Here is a 17,783-nt window from a genome sequence, read left to right as displayed (position 1 = left end):
TTACCATCGCTTTCGCAGCGCTTAATTGTCGGAACAGATACCCCCGCACGGCGAGCAAGCTCCGCCTGGGCGATACCAATCAACGCGCGGGCTGCCCGCATCTGTCCTGCTGTCACCAAGCCTGTTGATCCCTTTAGATCATTCCTATATGATCCAAAGGTATCAGCGATACCCTTGGGCCGATGGTCCGAGGTGCGGCTAGGCGCGGTGTTGGCGCACCGTGCCCAGCCTGACCACAACCCAAGCTTCTGAGGAGCTCGGATCATGGGTGATTCCGACAATACCACGACTTCGCCGTTCGTCACTCGCAGGGAAGTGCTTGCGGGAGGGATGATCACGTCCACTGCTTTGGGGCTTGAGAAAAGCGCTTCTGGCGGATCGCCCGCAGCCACGAGTATGCCTCTCGCCGACCCAGCGCTGGCGCTCTGGCACGAATGGGAGAGAGTCCACAAATTGACCGGGCAGCTCTGCCGTATGCAGCAACACCTGGAGACGAGGCTTGTTGAGAGCATCGGCTTTCCATGTGTGACCGTCCGCCTGCCGGAGGGAGAAGACGTGACCGTCCACTCGATCGGGGCGGTCAATGATGTACTCGGCAAAGGGCCCGACATGGCGGCTCTCCGCGAGAAGGCCGAAGCTGATTTGGCGGCACATCAGGCCCGCTGGGACGCGGCTGCCGAGGAGGGCGGCTACACCGCAGCGCTCAGGGACGAGCGCGAGGCTGGCGACCGGGCGGAGGATCTGCTTGAAGCGTTCTCAACCACCCCCGCCACGACGCTCGCCGGTGTGGCGGGCAAGCTCGATGCCGTATTGCGCGAGGGCGAAGCCTGGGAGGGATCCTCCGAATTCCCCTGGCCGCAAATCCGCTCGGCGCTCAGTGATCTGGTGCGCATGGTGCAAGAGAAGATGCCTGAATAGTTCTTTCACTGCGGGCGGTGTCCCGAGCTCCGCAAGTGGCGGGCTGGTGCTGTACAGTCGCATAATATGCGGCGTGGAACTCAACAGAGGACCTGATCAGGTTCCTGATCCATCACAACTTGCACCCTGGCAAATCGAGGTAGAAATCATAAGAGGCGGACCGTGAGTGGGGGTCGTTAGCGAAAGAAGGACCAGATTTGCATGTTCAGGAGCGCCGGCCGGCGGCCGACACCTCCGAAGAAAGATCATTGAGACGACTTCGGGCAAGCCCGCGCAGGAGCCCGACCTCATCTGGCGCGCCAGCCGGCATCACCGAGAAGGGCAGGCGAATGGCGTCTCCAAGCGGTTTGCCGCGCCTGCGTGAGTTCAATCCGTATGGATGCGAACCCTAGTTGGTCTTCAACTGGCCGACGCGGTTTTCCGCGATCCAGCGGGCGGCAAGCACCAGCGCGCCCATGCTGAAATCCTTGCCATGCTTGGCCACCATTTCTTCCGACAGCTTGGCCAGCCGTTCGAAAAATTCGTCCTTGCTCTCGTCCTCGGGGGTGGGTTCGGTCTCCATGTGATCCTCCTGTTTCATGTGGGCTGCGTCCGCTATTTGAACATCTGCGCGGGAAAGGTGACGATCGCGGCGGTGCCATCAACGGAACCCACCGCGAGGTGTCTGCCGTCGCCGGCCCAGGCAAGCGCGGTGACGGCGCTGCCCAAAGGCCTGATGAGGAGTTCGTCGCGCGCGCCGATCTGGGCGATGGTGATACGGCCGTTGGCGTAGCCCGCCGCAATCAGTTTCTTCTGCGGGTGCGCCGCCACCGCCTCGACAAGAACCAGCCCGGCGCGACCTGTCTCCAGCGCACCCGAGGTCTCGCCGCCAACAGGCGGGCCGGTCATCGACCAGCCGGCGATCCTGAACGCGCCGGACGCAAACAGCGCATGCGCCGGCTGGCTCCAGCACACGGTGCGGACCGGCGATGGAAACCCTGCGACGACGTCTGCTCTTCCATCAGCCAGACTAACCAGAGCAAAGCCGCCGGTTTCGAGCCCGCAGGCCAGCCAGGTCCCGTCTCTGCTCCAGCGGATCGACACCGGGCGCGCGGAAAGGGGGATGTCACGTATCAAGGCTGCGTCGCCTTCGACCGCCCAAATCGACAGCCCTTCGCCAAGGCCGCAGGCAAGTCGCCGCCCGCCCGGCGACAAGGCAAGGGCATCTGTCGACGATGTCACACCGCGTTCCAGCCGCGTGGCATTGCCTTGGCCGTGCGACAGGAAGACATCATGCCCGTTGCTGACAGCCGTCATGTCCACCTTGGCGCTGTGGTCGATGGCGACGACTCGTCCGTCGATCTTGAGCAGTGCGGCTGCGACGTCACCGCCGGCGCTGATGTGCAGTACTTCGCCGCTGGCCGCGCCGACGAGAAAGCCGGAATGCGCATAGGTGGCGAGCGGGACATCGCCGTCACCGAATGCCGCCGTGGCAATCAATGGCACTGGCGGCTTTTCCCTGGGGCGGATCGTCGTCTGGCCGAGATCGTTGCTCACCCTGATCCGCGCTTCCGGCGGCTCGTGATCCGCGACCGCGGCGATGGCGACGGTTCCGTCGACTGCGGTGAAAGCGACAGCCGAACCGTCGGCGCTGAAGCGCAGATCGGCGATCGCCGACGGCCGCTGCCAGCTGCGGGCCAGAAGGTCGAACAAGGTCAGGTTCTGCATCGTCTGCTGGTTCATGTTTCTCTCCCATCAGTCCTCGTTCGACGCTGCGGCAAGCTTACGGTCGACGTCCTCGACATCGCCCTCCGCAGCTATGATGCGATCCTCGCAAGCCGAGCACGCCTGCGCGATCACCGCCGCGTTCTGCCCTGCCTCATGCAAGTCCCGCACCAGTTGCTCGGTGGCGCCGCTTCTGCCGATTTCGAGTTCCAGGCGCAGCACGTCCATTTCGATGCCGGCGCGTTTCTGGTTGAGTCGCAGCGCTTCCGCGGTAAGCGCCGAGACGCTGGCGACGAGACGGAGCCGGCGAGCAAGCAGCGCGTCACGCCGGGCTGTGTGGGATCCTCCGGTCATTTTTCGCTCCCCAAAGGCCCCTGCGGTTTCTCGAAAGCCGACAGCAATTTGGGCAATGTGCCGGCCTGCGACTGGAACTGTTTTTCGGCCGTTTCGATGTGGCTCTTGAGCTGGTCCCAGATGTCGACGCGGATCATCGATGTCGTGTCACCGGTCAGGCGCTCGATCTCTTCGATGCGGAACTGGCGCGTCAGCGAAACCCCGGAAAACACGAAGTCGCGCAGCAGGATCGCATGGCTTTCGATGAACAGATGGATCATCGGATGCGTCTTTGTGGTGACGCCGCCGCCGGCAAGCTCGGCCCTGATGAAGTCCTGGAAATGGTTCTGCAGGCGGTGTTGGCTCTCGCCCATGAAGCGCATGACGAAGACCAGGTCGCGCGGCATCAGTTTCACGAGATCGCCGCTGACGCCATCGGCATGGCTGGATATTGGCTCGGGCGGTTCCCTTCGGTCTCTATCGTTCGGCATGGTCTTTCTCCAGCGCTAGGCCTGTGCGTGGGCCATGACCGTCAAATAGTAGAGATAGACGAAGAGTTAAACAGAAAATATGAGTGTTGTGATTTTCTGCAATTGCTAACTAAATATGCTGCGCGTGCGAATATACGGTAAATATTACAGGCGTAAGTTACAACTGTAAAAGAACGTTACAGTTGGCTGCCGGGTGCGCGCCGAAAGAGCGGCAATTTTGCTTTGAGCGCCAGCCATGGGACTGTTTCGAAACTGGCACGACGCTTGCACTGTTCATTCTCATAAGAAGCCCATCGCGCTTGACGCGGTGCCAAAAGAACGAAGGAACGGAGGAAGCAGAACCGCTTCGATACGCCCATCGCAGATGCGGTTGGCGCTGCGGCTCCCTGTCAGACGCCTCGAAACCTTTGCCCCGATCCACTTGAACGGCCGGACCTCGGGTCGCGCCTCGACGCGCAACGCTTTGTCATGCCGCTCGCACTCTCACTGGCGGTGCTTGCCGCTTCATGCCGGGGTCAAGGGACCTGCGGCTCAAACCTGGTGGAGGCTTATGGCCATGACGTCTCTGACGCTCAACAAGATTACCTCGCAACGCGGAATCTCCGTCGGCGAGGCGACCAAGAAGATTGCCGATCTCGGCTGGAATCCGTCCTACGTGCAGGAAGCAATGACGTTTCCGACCGACTACAAGATCAACAAGACGCCGCGCGACCCGATGAAGCAGGTCCTGCGGTCCTACTTCCCGATGCAGGAAGAGAAGGACAACCGCGTCTATGGCGCGCTCGATGCCGCCTTGCGCGGCGACATGTTCCGCAATGTCGAGCCGCGCTGGGTCGAGTGGATGAAGCTCTTCCTGGCCATCATTCCCTTCCCGGAAATTTCGGCTGCCCGCTCGATGGCGATGGTCGCCCGCATCGCACCTGGCGAGGAACTCCGGACCGGTTTCACCATGCAGATGATCGACGAGTTCCGCCACTCGACCATCCAGATGAATCTGAAGAAATGGTACATGGAGAACTACATCGATCCGGCCGGCTTCGACATCACCGAAGAGGCCTTCGGAAAATGCTATGCCACCACCATCGGCCGGCAATTCGCGGAAGGCTTCATCACCGGCGACACCATGACCGCCGCTTGCATGTACCTGACCGTGGTCGCCGAGACCGCCTTCACCAACACGCTGTTCGTCGCCATGCCTTCGGAAGCCGCCCGCAACGGCGACTACGCGCTGCCGACCGTCTTCCTGTCGGTGCAGTCCGACGAGAGCCGGCATATCGGCAATGGCCACTCGCTGTTGATGGCAGCACTCAAGGAGCCGGAAAACCACCTCTTGCTGGAGCGCGACCTGCGTTACGCCTTCTGGCAGAACCATGCCATCGTCGATGCGGCAATCGGCACCTTCATCGAATACGGCACCACCAACCGCGACAAGAACAAGGAATCCTACGCGGAAATGTGGCATCGCTGGATCTATGAGGACTATTATCGCACCTACATGCTGCCGCTCGAGAAGTATGGCATCAAGGTCCATCACGACGACGTCCAGGCGGCCTGGGAACGCATCACCAAGAAGAACTACGTCCACAAGGTCGGGCAGTTCTTCGCGGTCGGCTGGCCGGTCAATTTCTGGCGCATCGAAGCCCAGACCGACAAGGACTTCGAGTGGTTCGAGCACAAGTATCCGGGCTGGTACGCCGAGTTCGGCGACTTCTGGAAATGGTACGCCAAGCTCAGCCACAAGGGCGAGAAGGTGCTGCTGTTCAACAGCGACGTCGGCTACGTCTATCCGCATCGCTGCTGGTCCTGCCTCGTCCCCTGCCTGATCCGCGAAGACATGGTTGTTGGCGAGATCGATGGTCAGCTGCACACCTTCGCCCACGAGCTCGACAAGTGGACTGCCACCGTGGCGTTCGCCGACGAGTATCAGGGCCGTCCGACGCCCGCCATGGGCCGCTTCAGCGGCAAGCGCGAGTGGGAGACGCTCTATGACGGCTGGGATCTGGCCGATGCGATCAAGGACCTGAACTTCGTCCGCTCCGACGGCAAGACGCTGGTTCCGCAGCCGCACATGCGCTTCGACGACAAGGAGATGTGGACGCTGGACGACGTGCGCGGCAACACGCTCGGATCGCCGCTCAACGCGCTGCGTGCCATGTCGCCCGCGGACCGGGAGAAGCACTTGGCGGAATACCGGGCCGGCTTCACCATCAATCCCTGCAACTGATCAGGCCAAGGGGGCGGCCTGTCCCGCCCCCTTCTTTTCACTGGAGGTCGTATGTCGGAAACCCACTCGGTCAGGCTCAGCCCGGTCGGCGTCGAATTCGATGTCGAGCATGGCGAAACGGTGCTCAACGCCGCCTTTCGCCAGGGCATCGCCCTGCCGCACGGTTGCAAGGAAGGGCAATGCTCCGCCTGCAAGAGCGTCTTGCTCGAAGGCGAAGTTGACATGCTGAAATACTCGACCTTCGCGCTGAACGACATGGAGAAGGAGAGCGGCCACGTCCTTTTGTGTCGCTGCATCGCCTACTCCGATCTGGAAGTCGAGCTTCTCAACTACGACGAGGAGATTTTGGCGAAAGCGATCGCCGTGAAGACGTTCAAGGGCCAGATTGCTCGCATCGAGCACCTGACCCACGACATTCGCGGCATCGAGATCGAACTCGGCTCGCCGATAAAGTTCTGGGCGGGGCAATATGTCGACATCACGGTTACAACGCAAAAAGGGGAGACGATTACGCGCTCGTTCTCCATGGCAAATACGCCGGACCAAACCCAAAAACTCTCCTTCATCATCAAAAAATACCCTGAGGGAAAGTTCTCCGGAGAACTCGATTCCGGGGGAATCAAGGTCGGAGCAGAGGTCACCGTCGTCGGACCCTACGGAACCTGTTTCCGACGCGACGAACGGCAAGGACCTCTGATCCTGGTCGGCGCCGGATCGGGCATGTCGCCGATCTGGTCGATCCTCAACGACCATCTGAAGAGCGGCGAGAAACGTCCGGTCTATTTCTTCTACGGCGCCCGCACCCGCAGCGACCTGTTCTATCTCGACAGGATCGCCGAGCTGGTCGGCAACCATTCCGACGTCACCTTCATTCCCGTGCTGTCGCACGCGAACGACGACGCCGAATGGCAAGGCGAACGTGGCTTCGTGCACCAGAGTGTCGACGCCAAGCTTAAACAACTGGCGGTCGACGGGCAGGGCGATGTCCATGCCTGTGGTCCGCCACCGATGATCGATGCGCTTCAGCCGGTTCTGTTCATGAACGGGTTCGAGACGGAGCGGATCTTCTTCGACAAGTTCACCACATCGGCAGGTGCAACGCCGGCCCACTGAGGGCGGCCACGCCAAGCCAACCACAACTGCAACAAGGGAGTGAAGACTATGCCAGCTATCTCGAGTTCAGTCGGATCCGGAGCCGCCGGCGCGGCGATCTTTGCCGACTCCGACAGCCGGAAGTACCGATATTTCGACCCGAAGGGCCAGCGCGCCACGCACTATGAGGACATGACAGTCGACGTGCAGCCCGATCCCGAGCGCTACCTGATCCAGGACTGGATCATCTCCTTCGCTGACGGCAAGGGCGCCTATGTCAAGCAGAACACCGCCGCGCAGAGCTCCAACTGGCATGCCTTCCGCGCCCCCGACCAGGAATGGGAACGCACGCACTACCAGCGCCAGTCGAAAATCGAGACGATGGTGCAGAGCGTCATCAACAATGCCCGCAAGTCGGGGGCGCCGAAGACCTTCGACAAGGCCTGGGTCAAGATCCTGCAGACGCAGCTAGGTGCTTGGAAACACGCCGAATTCGGGCTCGGCACTTCGCTGATGCAGGCGCAGCGCTACGGCTACACCCAGATGATCAACAACGCCACGCTGACCAATTCGTCCTACAAGCTGCGGCTTGCCCAGGACATCACGCTCTACCTTGCCGAGACCGGTATGGACTTGCCCGGCTGGGACGACGAACTCGGCAAGAAGGCCTGGCTCGAGGACAAGAACTGGCAAGGCACCCGCGAAGCGGTCGAGACCATCATGGGCGCGACCGACTATCTCGAACAGTACTTCGTCATCAACATCGTCTTCGAACCGCTGGTCGGGGAAGTGTTCCGCTCAGGTTTCCTGATGCAGATCGCCGCCGCCAACCACGACTTCATCACGCCTGCGGTGATCTCGGCAGCCGAGGCCGACTACGAGCGCAACCTCGCCAACACGATCGACCTCATGCACCTGCTCGCCAATGACGAGAAGCATGGCGCCGCCAACAAGAAGCTCTTCCAGGGCTGGGTCAAGAAGCACGGCGCGCTCGCCGACAAGGCAGCCACCGGCCTGCAGCCGATCTGGTCGATGCCGCATTCCAAGCCGGTCGCGTTCGCGGATGTCCGCGCCAAATCCGAGGAGCGGATTGGCCAAATCCTTGGCGAACTCGGCCTCAAGCGCTGACACGGGAGAAATCGTCATGTCAACTACAGCACGCGATGCATCGCATTCCAACATCTTCAAGGCGATGAAGGACATCACCTTCGAGCAGACGATTTCGCACCAGTGCGGCGTCACCATGAACGACTCGGTCGAGGCTCGCGCCATCGCCGAATTCATGGGCCAGAAGCCGGGGGTGACCATCACCTACCAGCCGGCGCTGATCCGCATCGACGGTGACGGCAAGCTGATCTTCAAGATGGACGCGATCGGCGAATATCTCGGCCGCGAGATTTCGGCCGAGACCTTCGAGGTCAACACCTCCACCCATTACGGCCGCATGGTTCGCGTCGACGACAACACCGTGATCCTCTTCGGCAACATGGACGAGATGTTCGAATACATCGAATAGCCGCCAAAAACCTGGCGCGCCGTTGCATACGGCGCGCCGACCCGTCAACGCGACCATTGTGGAGGCAAGTATGTACAGGACACCGGAAGGCAAGGACATTTTCGTGGTCGACGGCCACACCCATTTCTGGGACGGCAGCCCGGAAAACCAAAAGAATATCCACGGCAAGCAGTTCATCGAGTGCTTCTACGCCTATCACACGGGGCTCAGCCCGAAGGAACAGCTGTGGGAGAAGAGCAAGTTCGAGAAATACAGTGCCGACGATCTCTATCGCGACTTGTTCATCGACGGTCCCGATGATGTGGCGATCGTCCAGTCGACCTATCTCAAGGACTTCTACAAGAAAGGGTTCAACACGATCGAACGCAACGCCGAGGTGGCCAAGCGCTATCCGGAGCGTTTTATCGTCAATGGCGCCTTTGATCCCCGCGATGGTGAGAAGGCGCTTGAGTACATCCACTTCCTCAAGGAGACCTACGACGTCAAGGGCGTGAAGATGTACACGGCCGAATGGAACGGCGCCTCCAAGGGCTGGAAGCTCACTGACCCCGATGCCTACAAATGCTTCGAGCTCTGCGACAAGCTCGGCATCAGGAATATTCACGTCCACAAGGGTCCGACCATTATCCCGCTCAGCAAGGACGCCTTCGACGTGCATGACGTCGACCACGCTGCGACGGATTTCCAGAACCTCAACTGGATTGTCGAGCACTGCGGCCTGCCGCGCCTCGACGATTTCTGTTGGATCGCGACGCAGGAGACTAACGTCTATGGCGGGCTGGCGGTAGCGCTGCCCTTCATCCATTCCCGCCCGCGCTATTTCGGCGAGGTCATCGCCGAACTGCTCTTCTGGATCGGGCCAGAGAAGATCCTGTTCGGTTCCGACTACGCGATCTGGACGCCGCGTTGGTTGGTCGAGAAGTTCTGGACCTATCAAATCCCCGAGGATATAGCCGCCGAAAGGGGCGTGCAGCTGACCGACGAGATCAAGGAAAAGATCCTCGGGCTCAACGCCGCGCGTCTCTACAACATCGACGTCGAAGCCAAGAAGAAGGCGCTCGCCAGCGCGCCCTTCAGCATCGCGGCGGAGTAGGAACCATGGCAACCGCCAGCGTTTCCGACGGCCGCGAGAAGGAACTCTGGCGGCGCCTTGGTGAGGTCGACGACCCGGAACTCGACGAACCCGTCACGGAGATGGGCTTCGTCGAGCGGGCCGAGATGACGAGCGATGGTAGCGTGGAGATAGACTTCCGCCTGCCGACCTACTGGTGCTCGCCAAACTTCGCATTCTTGATGCTGGACGGCGTGCGCAAGGCGCTCGACCAGCTCTCATGGTCGCCCGCCTATCGCGTGAAGCTGCACGACCATATGTTCGCGGAAGAGGTCAATCGCGGCATGGAGGCCGGCAAGACATTCGGCGATATATTCGCCGAACTTGCCGAGGATCAGGATCTCGGCGCTTTGCGCGAAACCTTCAGGATGAAGGCATTCAAGCGGCGCCAGGAGGCAGTCCTGCGCGGCCTGCGGCAGCACGGCCTGACCGATCAGGAAATCCTGGACATGGACCTGCCGGCATACGATGTCGCACGCTTAGAACCGGGCGAAGCGGCCAAACAGAAGCCGAGGTACAGGGCGGCTCTGCTTGAGCGTTTTCCCGGCCGCCGGGCGGATGATCCTGTTTTCGTGACATGGGAAGGGCAACGCATACCGGCTGGCGCACTCAGTGCCCATCTCGCCGAACTGCGCGGTGTGCGTATCAATATGGAGTTCAACGGCGCGCTTTGCCGTGGGCTCAAGCTGACCAGATACAAGGAACTGGATGTGGTCGACGGCGAACCGACGCTGGTCGATTTCATCATGGATCGCGTGCCGGCACGGGCCGCGCCGACCGCCTGAAGCAGAGCTGAAACAACGGCCTCCCTCGCACGAGGCCCCTAACCAACAACCCGCCCGTAAGGCGGAAGGAGGAATCATGCCCAAAATAATGCTTCACAATTCCGAAGCGCGCCGTGCTCTCGCCCGTGGTGTCTTTCGGTTGGCCGCTGCCGTCGAGCCGACACTCGGCCCCAAAGGCATGAACGCCATGATCGACCGGCCGATCGGCACGCCGATGGTGACCCGCGACGGCGTCAGCATCGCCTCCGAGATCGAACTGCACGACCGTTTCGAAAACATGGGCGCGCAGGTCGTCCGCGAAGTGTCGATGCAAACCAACGAGGTCGCCGGCGACGGCACCACGACTGCCATCGTGCTCGCAAACGCGCTCATCCAGGGTGGTGTGGAGGCGAATGAACGCGGCGCGAAATCCGTCGATCTGTGCAAGGGCATCGACCTTGCCGTGGCGGTGGTGGTGGCCGCGCTCAAGGCTTCGGCCAAGCCCGCCAAGGGCAACGGCATTCTCGCTTCGGTCGCGCACATTGCGGCGACCAATGCCAAGCTTGGCGCGCTGGTAGCGGAAGCCCATCAGCGGGTAGGGGCCGAAGGCGTCATCACCACGGACTTCAGTGTGACCACCGAGACCACGCTCGATGTGGTCGAGGGCATGTCCTTCGAACGCGGCTATCTCTCGCACCACATGGTGACCGATCAGGAGAAGATGGAGGCGGTTCTCGAACGGCCTTACATCCTGATGACCGACCTCAAGATCAAGGAACCCGGGCAGCTCGATGCGGTTCGCCGCATTGCCGACGAGGATGGTCGGCCGCTGCTGATCGTCTCCGAGGAAATGTCGCCGGAAGTGGTGGTGACGCTGCTCGGCAAGCAAGGACCGGGAAAATACCTCGTCGTCCACCCGCCGGAATATGGCCATTGGCGCAAGGCGATAATGGAGGATCTGGCCATCATCACCGGCGGCAAGGTGATCGCGCGCGACCTCGGCGGCAGGCTGGAGGACATCACCGCCGACGATCTCGGAACGGCTGACCGGGTGAAGACCAGTTCGTCCTACACCTCGATCATTCGCGGCGGCGGCGATCATGCGGCAATCGCATCGCGCCGCGCCCAGGTGCAGCGGCAGTATGAAGCCTCGCCGCCGAACATCGATCAGGACAAGCTGCGCGAACGCCTGGCCAAGCTCTCTGGCGGCACCGCGATCCTTTATGCCGGCGGTGTCACACCGGTCGAGCAGAAGCGAACCATCCAGCTCATCGAGGATTCGCTGAATGCGGTGCGCGCCGCATCCGAAGAGGGCGTCGTCGCCGGCGGCGGCTCGGCGCTTGCCCAGATCGCGCCGCTGCTCGACAAGGTGGCCGGCGTCGACGGCGATGTCGCCGAGGGCGTGCGCCTGGTGCGGTCGGTGCTGTCGCGGCCGCTCTGGCGCATCGCCGCCAATGCCGGCGCCGATCCCGAAGCAGTCGTGGCGGAAGTCACGCGCATCAACGGCGGCTATGGCTACAACGCGTCTGCCGGCAGCTACCAGAACATGTTCGAGGCAGGGATCATTGATCCGGTTCGTGTCACCTACACAGCACTCGCCAACGCAGCTTCGGTCGCGACGCTGATCCTGACCACCGAAACGCTGATTGGCCATCTCGCCGAGGATGAGGATCCGACGGCCGGACCGGCTCGCGGTGGCGGCTCAGAAAAGCTCGGCCGCGCCTGAAGCAATTCCAGACAATCTCGACGTTGAAAGGATACGACGATGAAAGCTGCCAGACTGTACGAATACGATCCGAAGATGAACATCCAGCTCAAGATCGAGGAAGTCAAGACTCCGACAATCACCGCGCCCGACGAGGTGATTGTGCGGGTGGGTGCTGCCGGGCTTTGCCGCACCGACCTGCACATCATCGAGGGCGTGTGGAAGCCGACCATGGATCCCGAAGGCACGCTGTTGCCCTACATAATGGGCCACGAGAATGCCGGCTGGGTCGAGGAGGTCGGCAGCGGCGTCAAGTCGGTCAAGCGCGGTGACGCGGTGATCTGCCATCCCTTCCGCTCATGTGGCATCTGCCTCAACTGCCGCCATGGCGAGGACATGTACTGCGACAACGGCCAATTCCCTGGCCTTGGCATGAATGGCGGCTTCGCTGAATATTTCATCACCAGCGAGCGTTCGCTGATCAAGCTGAACGCCAATGTCACGCCGATCGAGGTGGCGCCGCTGGCTGATGCCGGGATCACCGCCTACCGCGCCGCCAAGCGGGCGGCGAAGCTCTTGAGGCCGGGGAGCTACTGCGTCCTGCTCGGCATTGGCGGGCTCGGCCATATCGCGCTGCAATCGCTGCACGCGATTTCGGGCTGCCGCATCATCGCCGTCGATCGCGAGCCGGCAGCACAGGTGCTGGCCAAGGATCTTGGCGCCGACTACGTCCTTGATGGCGGGCCGAACATCGTCGAGGAGGTCAGCCAGATCACCGGCGGCGGCGCCCATGTGGTGATCGATTTCGTCGGTGAACTCGGTGTCGAGAACATCTGCTGGAAGATGGTGCGCAAGGGCGGGCAACTGTTCGTCGTCGGCTATGGCGGCAATATCAACGTGCCGACCGCGCATCTCGTCATCGAGGAGATCAACATCGGCGGCAGCCTGGTCGGCAATTTCACCGAGCTTGTCGAACTGATGGAACTGAACGCCGACGGCAAGGTGAAGATGCACTACACCGAGTATAACCTCGCAAGCATCAACACCGCCCTCGACGATTTCAAGAACCGACGGTTCACCGGACGCGGCGTCATCGTTCCCTGAAACATTTGGACCGAACGCGGCGCGGAACGGCTACCGCGTCCGGTTCGATCTGACTGCTTGCCTGACCCGGCAAGCCTTCCTTCTGAGCTCCGTGGCTGATGCCATGGCATTTCCGTATCGGGACGTCAGCGAAGCGCGATCCTGAAACGAGTTTCCTTGCTTCGTGGTGTGGAAAACGGGAGGACAACATGGATCTTGTTACAGGGCTGGCCGTCGTCATCGGCATTATGGGTGGCATTGCAACGTGGGCAGCGATCACGATCGGCAACCCCTATATGCTGATCTGGGCGGTATTTGTGGGCTGGGGGAGTTTCTATCACTGTGGCGGCAAGGCAGCCGGGTTCAAGAATTCGGCGGTTGCAAACCTCTGGGGAGCGATCTGCGCCGCCGGCGCATTGATAGCACTGACGTCCATTGGTGTTACGGCGATCATGGCCGGCATTTGCGTCGGCATTTCAATCATAGTCCTGATTCTCGCCGCCAAGCTGCCTTGGCTGAGCGCCATTCCGTCAGCGGTCTATGGCTACGCAACGACCGCCGCGCTTTTTCTGCTTGCCGCCGCCGCTTACGGCGAAGGCGCCAGCGGCATCACCAAGGTCGCGGCCGCTGCGGTGATCTCGCTGATCATCGGCAACATCCTCGGCTATGTCTCAGAGAAAGTGACCGGTGCTGTCGTAAAGGCCTGATCATTTCCGCGTCCGCTGCCTGAAGGCAAGCTAGTCGACGAACTTCCCCCAGCCCCGCGGCGCGAATGCCGCGGGTTTTGTGCCGGTGAACGGACCTGGGTCTAGATGAAACCGCGCCGGATGCCGTATTGTCCGAGCTTGCGATAGAGCGTCGGCCGCGAAATACCGAGCCTCAGCGCGACCTTGCTGAGATTGCCACCCTCTGCGGCGAGCGCGTTCTTGATGACCTGGCATTCTGCATCCTCGAATGTGCACACCGGTGCTTCGAGCATGGCTGCGGGATGATCGCCGTGCATGGTCATATTGTTGCGATTGCCCGCACTGATTTCCCCGGGAAGATCCTGAAGCTCAACGGTGCCGCCGCGCGCCAAGATGTGCAGCCGCCCAATGAGGTTCTTCAGTTCCCGCACATTGCCCGGCCAATGGTAGGCGAGCAGGGCCTCGAGCGCTTCGTGCGAGAATTCAAGCGGGTCCTCGCCTGCTGTGGCGGCGATCTGCCGGTTGAAATGTTCGATCAGCAGCAGCACATCCTCACCGCGCTCGCGCAGCGGCGGGACCGTGATCGAGACCGCACCAATTCGATAATAGAGATCGCGCCGGAAGCGGCCGGCGGCAACTTCCTGCTTGAGATCGCGATTGGTCGAGGCGACCATGCGCACATCCACTGGGCGACCCCGGCTGTCGCCAATGCGGTTGACCACGCGCTCTTCCAGGACGCGCAGCAGAAACGGCTGGATCTCGAGTGGCAATTCGCCGATCTCGTCGAGACTGAGGACGCCGCCGTTGGCGAGCTCGAAAACACCTGGCTTGCCGTCCCGCGAGGCGCCGGTAAAGGCGCCGGCGACATGGCCGAACAATTCGCTGCCAAAAAGATCCTTGGTGATCGCCCCGCAATTCATCGCGATGAACGGATCGTTCGCCGCGCGCCGGCTGCCTGCATGGACGAGCCGGGCAAACAGCTCCTTTCCAACTCCCGTCTCACCTTCGACCAATAACGAAGCCGCGCTGTTCGATTGAGCGACACGACAGGCGATTTCAACGGCGGCCAGCAGCGCCTCACTCTTGCCAACGATCATGGCGACAGCATCCTGAAGGTGCTTGCTCGCTTCCCTACGGACCACCGTCACGCTGGAGACTGTCGGCACGGACGGGAACACCAGTGCCGCGCCGCGGAGGTCGCCGTCGAGCTTGAGTGGCGTGATGTGGCAGGATCGCAGATGTGCCGGCAGCGCCTTGGTGAGGTCGGCGTCCGACCCGGACGACGGAAGGTTCATCAGCCAACGGCCACGACCAGGTTCCATCGGACCGTCCATCATTTCTGTGGTCTCGCCGTCGGGCACATTGTTGCAGAAGATGGCGCGGCCGCGATGGTCGACGATCACCAGCCCGTCTTTTCGGCGGTAGCTGGGAGCCGAGGAAATGAAGGCTTCGAGCAGGCGCGTGCGCTGTTCCTGCTGCTGTTCGGCCAAGGCCTTTTCGATTTGCCGGGCTGTGGCGGCAACGAGCGCGGTGTTGTGCGGCCGGAAGATCGGCGAATAGCCTGACAGGTCGACGACGCCGATGATCTTGCCGTCGAGCGGATCGCGGATCGGCGCGCCAGCGCAAGTCCAGGATTTGATGCCGGCGCAGAAATGCTCGGCCGCATGGACGAAAGTCGGCTCTCCGGTCCACAGCGCCGTGCCGATGCCGTTGGTTCCGACGGCATCCTCGTTCCATTTGCCGCCGATGGCGAGGTGGATATCCATGCCGTCATGCAGCGTCTTCTTGTCGCCGATGGCGTCGATCAGCACGCCGTCGCTGTCGGCCAGAACCAGCATCGCGCCCGTCCCATCCAGCAGCTGGCCAAGGGAGGCGAACGACCGCCGCGCCGCCGAAAGCAGTTCGGCATTGGCGCGGGTCAGATATTCGATCTCGTCGCGATCACTGCTCAGCGGCGCTTCAATACCTTGAGCGTTGATGCCGCCGGTGGCGCTGCGATACCAGGAATCGTGAATGAGAGAGCGGACGTGGTTGGGTTGGATTGGAGCGCGGGCACATTTGGGCTCGTCGGCCAGAAAAGTTTCCCAGGCGCGCATGGTAGCGCGCTCGTCATAGTCGATGTTGCTCAGAACCATTTGCCCAGCGGCCAGCGACGCACGCGCCGGAACAGCATCGATCTTCATCTGATTGGGGCCTATCTCGCGTTTCATTCAGCCATCACAGAACCTTTTGAGGTATGCCATTTCTGTATGCTGTCGCGCTCGTATGCTGACGCGGATTGGACGTGCACAAGCACGCCCAGGCGTCTGCACGGTCAGTCGATGCCGAGTTTCGCGCCGATGTCGGCGGCAAGCTGTTCTTCGGTGTAGGTGGCGGCAAGGCGGGACCCGTCCACGTCGGCAAGCGCCTCGGCGACGGTTTCATCGACCGGCGAGAAAAAGCCATTCTGCTTCGTTGCCAGGACGAAGATCTGTTCCCCACTCCGATTGCGGATATCACCGATATGATGAAGTTGGCGGCCTGTGTTCTGATCTTTCGAGACCACGCGGCCGTTCATGGTGACCTGGATGGACGGCCTGGCTTCGGGCACAGGCACCGCGCCGCCACCAACATGGATGATCAGGCCTTCCGCCTTCGGTTGCTGGCGTGGTTTCCTGGAAGCCGAATAGCCGCCGCCGCTGATCTGGTCGGCAAGGCGAACGATGGTCGAACGGTTCTGCTCGATCAGTCTTTTGACTTGTACGTCCTCGCGCCGCGGGCCATCCCGCTTGGAGATAATCTCGACCATGAATCCTCCCAGATTCGCTCAGCATTGCCGTTGATACGGCTCATTTCTTCTTTTGTGGTGAACTCTACACCGCCTCGGTGAAGTTCGCCATTCATATCACATAGCGCCAAAATTCGGGTCGCTGGTAGCAGGCGGCTGCTACACGGGATTTCCGGTACCCCGACATTTTGAATAAATGCCCGCGGGTCAGGCTGCCTTGTTCGTGAATTCCGAGGGTTCGCTGTCGAGTGGTTGCCTGTCGCGCAGATAGAGCGCGCACGTGGTGCGCAGCATGGAGGCAAAGTTCGGGATATGCCCGTTGATCTCCAGTGCTTCATCGTAAAGCGTCGAGAGGAATTTCGGCGCCGTCATGCCCTGTCCATGGGCGATCTCGTCCAACAGCGTCCAAAAAGTGGCCTCAAGCTGGATGCTCGTTGAATGGCCACCTATTCGAATGGAGCGATTGACCAGCCGATACCCTTCCGGATCCTGCCCGGCAAAGACCTTACACATGCGAAGACCTCCCGTTTGATGGCTTTGTGCGAAAGCGCGGTTTTTGCGCTCATCCGCCGGGATGATACCAACCCGACGCGCATTTTCTGCTCAATTTGCAGTGACTACAATCGGACCTTAGTGCGTAGACCAGCTTTAAGCCAATTTCTCGACGTGGTAACCGGCTGCCACCCCTTTTTGCAACCAATGGGCCACGGTAGGCGCATTACCGAGACCACGCGGCAGACTGGAGGCTCCTTTGGCGAAAGCAATTCATTCCATGATCCGGGTGGTGGACGAGAGCCTGTCGGTCAGTTTCTACAGAAGGGCATTCGGATTCGATGTTGCGGACCGATTGGATTTCGTCACGTTCACACTGGTTTATCTGCACAATGCGGAAGCCGATTTCGAGCTTGAACTGACGATCAACAAGGGCAGGAAAGAGCCCTACGCGCTTGGTGACGGCTATGGCCACATGGCTCTTTGCGTCGACGATATCGAGACAGAACACAAGCGCTTGACGGCGGCAGGTTTCAATCCGCGAAAAATTGTCGAGTTCAACCACGAAGGCGAGCTGCTTGCGCGGTTCTTTTTCGTGAGCGACCCCGACGGTTACCAGATCGAAGTGCTGCAGCGCCACGGCCGCTACCAATAGGGCGTTGCGCGCCGCATGTGGCAGTGCAATCTGACTTGGCTGTCGGCCAGGGCATGAGTGCCAGCGTGCGGCTCCACTGGCGGCCGATCTGCCTGAGGCTTACCGGATCGGCGTCTCGCCGCGAAACAGCGGCTGGTGCGCCCGCATCAAGGCGGCGATCCGGTCGGCGACTTTCCGTACCGGCGGGGAGTGACGTTCCTCGTGATGGGTGACGATCCATTGGTCGGTTTCAAGTTCGGGGA

Annotated in this window: 18 protein-coding genes; 11 read left to right on the top strand and 7 right to left on the bottom strand. The window is 61.2% G+C overall.

The window, feature by feature from the left end:
* Nucleotides 1–264: 264 nt before the first annotated feature.
* The gene (locus tag NKI24_RS00090) at nucleotides 265–918 is read left to right on the top strand and encodes a hypothetical protein (protein ID WP_352742690.1); all 654 of its coding nucleotides are present in this window, start codon (nucleotides 265–267) and stop codon (nucleotides 916–918) included.
* Between the two features lie 388 nt (nucleotides 919–1,306).
* On the opposite strand, the gene NKI24_RS00085 is transcribed toward NKI24_RS00090, so the two are convergent.
* Genes NKI24_RS00085 through NKI24_RS00070 form a run of 4 tightly spaced genes read right to left on the bottom strand, consistent with a single transcriptional unit; the run spans nucleotide 1,307 to nucleotide 3,446 of the window.
* On the bottom strand, nucleotides 1,307–1,480 hold the full coding sequence (locus tag NKI24_RS00085) for a hypothetical protein (RefSeq protein WP_023675582.1): 174 nt from the start codon (nucleotides 1,478–1,480) through the stop codon (nucleotides 1,307–1,309).
* Between the two features lie 32 nt (nucleotides 1,481–1,512).
* Nucleotides 1,513–2,640, bottom strand: coding sequence for a WD40 repeat domain-containing protein (locus tag NKI24_RS00080; RefSeq protein WP_352742688.1), 1,128 nt, complete (start codon nucleotides 2,638–2,640; stop codon nucleotides 1,513–1,515).
* A 12-nt stretch (nucleotides 2,641–2,652) separates the two neighbouring features.
* Complete coding sequence (locus NKI24_RS00075; protein WP_023675584.1) at nucleotides 2,653–2,976, bottom strand: hypothetical protein; 324 nt, start codon at nucleotides 2,974–2,976, stop codon at nucleotides 2,653–2,655.
* A complete protein-coding gene (locus NKI24_RS00070) occupies nucleotides 2,973–3,446 on the bottom strand; it encodes a hypothetical protein (protein WP_023675585.1) in 474 nt (157 codons plus the stop codon). The genes NKI24_RS00075 and NKI24_RS00070 overlap by 4 nt, the downstream gene beginning before the upstream one ends.
* 550 nt (nucleotides 3,447–3,996) lie before the next feature.
* Here NKI24_RS00070 and NKI24_RS00065 point away from each other — a divergent pair.
* From NKI24_RS00065 to NKI24_RS00025, 9 genes are all read left to right on the top strand, one after another.
* The gene (locus tag NKI24_RS00065) at nucleotides 3,997–5,670 is read left to right on the top strand and encodes an aromatic/alkene/methane monooxygenase hydroxylase/oxygenase subunit alpha (protein WP_502901418.1); all 1,674 of its coding nucleotides are present in this window, start codon (nucleotides 3,997–3,999) and stop codon (nucleotides 5,668–5,670) included.
* 51 nt (nucleotides 5,671–5,721) lie between these two features.
* Entirely contained in the window at nucleotides 5,722–6,783 is a 1,062-nt protein-coding gene (locus NKI24_RS00060) for an NADH:ubiquinone reductase (Na(+)-transporting) subunit F (RefSeq protein WP_352742686.1), read from the top strand.
* A gap of 48 nt (nucleotides 6,784–6,831) precedes the next feature.
* On the top strand, nucleotides 6,832–7,890 hold the full coding sequence (locus tag NKI24_RS00055; RefSeq protein ID WP_352742684.1) for an aromatic/alkene monooxygenase hydroxylase subunit beta: 1,059 nt from the start codon (nucleotides 6,832–6,834) through the stop codon (nucleotides 7,888–7,890).
* Between the two features lie 16 nt (nucleotides 7,891–7,906).
* On the top strand, nucleotides 7,907–8,278 hold the full coding sequence (locus NKI24_RS00050) for an MmoB/DmpM family protein (RefSeq protein ID WP_352742682.1): 372 nt from the start codon (nucleotides 7,907–7,909) through the stop codon (nucleotides 8,276–8,278).
* Nucleotides 8,279–8,348: 70 nt separating this feature from the next.
* Entirely contained in the window at nucleotides 8,349–9,371 is a 1,023-nt protein-coding gene (locus NKI24_RS00045) for an amidohydrolase family protein (protein ID WP_352742680.1), read from the top strand.
* 5 nt (nucleotides 9,372–9,376) lie between these two features.
* Nucleotides 9,377–10,174, top strand: a complete 798-nt coding sequence (locus NKI24_RS00040) for an iron-sulfur cluster assembly protein (RefSeq protein WP_352742678.1) — start codon at nucleotides 9,377–9,379, stop codon at nucleotides 10,172–10,174.
* A 76-nt stretch (nucleotides 10,175–10,250) separates the two neighbouring features.
* Complete coding sequence (locus NKI24_RS00035) at nucleotides 10,251–11,879, top strand: molecular chaperone GroEL (RefSeq protein WP_352742676.1); 1,629 nt, start codon at nucleotides 10,251–10,253, stop codon at nucleotides 11,877–11,879.
* Between the two features lie 39 nt (nucleotides 11,880–11,918).
* Nucleotides 11,919–12,962 (top strand): NAD(P)-dependent alcohol dehydrogenase, encoded by a 1,044-nt coding sequence (locus tag NKI24_RS00030; RefSeq protein ID WP_352742674.1) that lies wholly within the window; start codon nucleotides 11,919–11,921, stop codon nucleotides 12,960–12,962.
* A 188-nt stretch (nucleotides 12,963–13,150) separates the two neighbouring features.
* Nucleotides 13,151–13,648, top strand: coding sequence for a DUF1097 domain-containing protein (locus NKI24_RS00025; protein WP_352742672.1), 498 nt, complete (start codon nucleotides 13,151–13,153; stop codon nucleotides 13,646–13,648).
* Nucleotides 13,649–13,749: 101 nt separating this feature from the next.
* Here the strand turns inward: NKI24_RS00025 and NKI24_RS00020 are convergent, their stop codons facing one another.
* The 3 genes from NKI24_RS00020 to NKI24_RS00010 form a co-directional block, all read right to left on the bottom strand.
* Nucleotides 13,750–15,837 (bottom strand): sigma-54-dependent Fis family transcriptional regulator, encoded by a 2,088-nt coding sequence (locus tag NKI24_RS00020; protein ID WP_352458626.1) that lies wholly within the window; start codon nucleotides 15,835–15,837, stop codon nucleotides 13,750–13,752.
* A 104-nt stretch (nucleotides 15,838–15,941) separates the two neighbouring features.
* Nucleotides 15,942–16,415: a hypothetical protein gene (locus NKI24_RS00015; RefSeq protein WP_352742670.1), complete on the bottom strand. Its 474-nt coding sequence runs from the start codon at nucleotides 16,413–16,415 to the stop codon at nucleotides 15,942–15,944.
* A 186-nt stretch (nucleotides 16,416–16,601) separates the two neighbouring features.
* On the bottom strand, nucleotides 16,602–16,907 hold the full coding sequence (locus NKI24_RS00010; protein WP_023675597.1) for a ribbon-helix-helix domain-containing protein: 306 nt from the start codon (nucleotides 16,905–16,907) through the stop codon (nucleotides 16,602–16,604).
* A gap of 238 nt (nucleotides 16,908–17,145) precedes the next feature.
* On the opposite strand from NKI24_RS00010, the gene NKI24_RS00005 reads away from it, so the two are divergent.
* On the top strand, nucleotides 17,146–17,541 hold the full coding sequence (locus NKI24_RS00005) for a VOC family protein (protein ID WP_352742667.1): 396 nt from the start codon (nucleotides 17,146–17,148) through the stop codon (nucleotides 17,539–17,541).
* Nucleotides 17,542–17,783 lie beyond the last annotated feature (242 nt).

Source organism: Mesorhizobium sp. M0701 (assembly GCF_040320365.1).
Taxonomy (GTDB): domain Bacteria; phylum Pseudomonadota; class Alphaproteobacteria; order Rhizobiales; family Rhizobiaceae; genus Mesorhizobium.
Note: the sequence above shows the minus strand (reverse complement) of the source record. Positions and strands in the feature narration are given on the sequence as shown.

What these genes read in the sequence shown, in the direction of transcription:
- NKI24_RS00075 (WP_023675584.1), bottom strand. Translation starts at nt 2,976, where the DNA reads ATGACCGGAGGATCCCACACAGCCCGGCGTGACGCGCTGCTTGCTCGC.
- NKI24_RS00085 (WP_023675582.1), bottom strand. Translation starts at nt 1,480, where the DNA reads ATGGAGACCGAACCCACCCCCGAGGACGAGAGCAAGGACGAATTTTTC.
- NKI24_RS00040 (WP_352742678.1), top strand. Translation starts at nt 9,377, where the DNA reads ATGGCAACCGCCAGCGTTTCCGACGGCCGCGAGAAGGAACTCTGGCGG.
- NKI24_RS00065 (WP_502901418.1), top strand. Translation starts at nt 3,997, where the DNA reads ATGGCCATGACGTCTCTGACGCTCAACAAGATTACCTCGCAACGCGGA.
- NKI24_RS00015 (WP_352742670.1), bottom strand. Translation starts at nt 16,415, where the DNA reads ATGGTCGAGATTATCTCCAAGCGGGATGGCCCGCGGCGCGAGGACGTA.
- NKI24_RS00090 (WP_352742690.1), top strand. Translation starts at nt 265, where the DNA reads ATGGGTGATTCCGACAATACCACGACTTCGCCGTTCGTCACTCGCAGG.
- NKI24_RS00050 (WP_352742682.1), top strand. Translation starts at nt 7,907, where the DNA reads ATGTCAACTACAGCACGCGATGCATCGCATTCCAACATCTTCAAGGCG.
- NKI24_RS00010 (WP_023675597.1), bottom strand. Translation starts at nt 16,907, where the DNA reads ATGTGTAAGGTCTTTGCCGGGCAGGATCCGGAAGGGTATCGGCTGGTC.
- NKI24_RS00045 (WP_352742680.1), top strand. Translation starts at nt 8,349, where the DNA reads ATGTACAGGACACCGGAAGGCAAGGACATTTTCGTGGTCGACGGCCAC.
- NKI24_RS00080 (WP_352742688.1), bottom strand. Translation starts at nt 2,640, where the DNA reads ATGAACCAGCAGACGATGCAGAACCTGACCTTGTTCGACCTTCTGGCC.
- NKI24_RS00035 (WP_352742676.1), top strand. Translation starts at nt 10,251, where the DNA reads ATGCCCAAAATAATGCTTCACAATTCCGAAGCGCGCCGTGCTCTCGCC.
- NKI24_RS00020 (WP_352458626.1), bottom strand. Translation starts at nt 15,837, where the DNA reads ATGAAACGCGAGATAGGCCCCAATCAGATGAAGATCGATGCTGTTCCG.
- NKI24_RS00025 (WP_352742672.1), top strand. Translation starts at nt 13,151, where the DNA reads ATGGATCTTGTTACAGGGCTGGCCGTCGTCATCGGCATTATGGGTGGC.
- NKI24_RS00055 (WP_352742684.1), top strand. Translation starts at nt 6,832, where the DNA reads ATGCCAGCTATCTCGAGTTCAGTCGGATCCGGAGCCGCCGGCGCGGCG.
- NKI24_RS00070 (WP_023675585.1), bottom strand. Translation starts at nt 3,446, where the DNA reads ATGCCGAACGATAGAGACCGAAGGGAACCGCCCGAGCCAATATCCAGC.
- NKI24_RS00060 (WP_352742686.1), top strand. Translation starts at nt 5,722, where the DNA reads ATGTCGGAAACCCACTCGGTCAGGCTCAGCCCGGTCGGCGTCGAATTC.
- NKI24_RS00030 (WP_352742674.1), top strand. Translation starts at nt 11,919, where the DNA reads ATGAAAGCTGCCAGACTGTACGAATACGATCCGAAGATGAACATCCAG.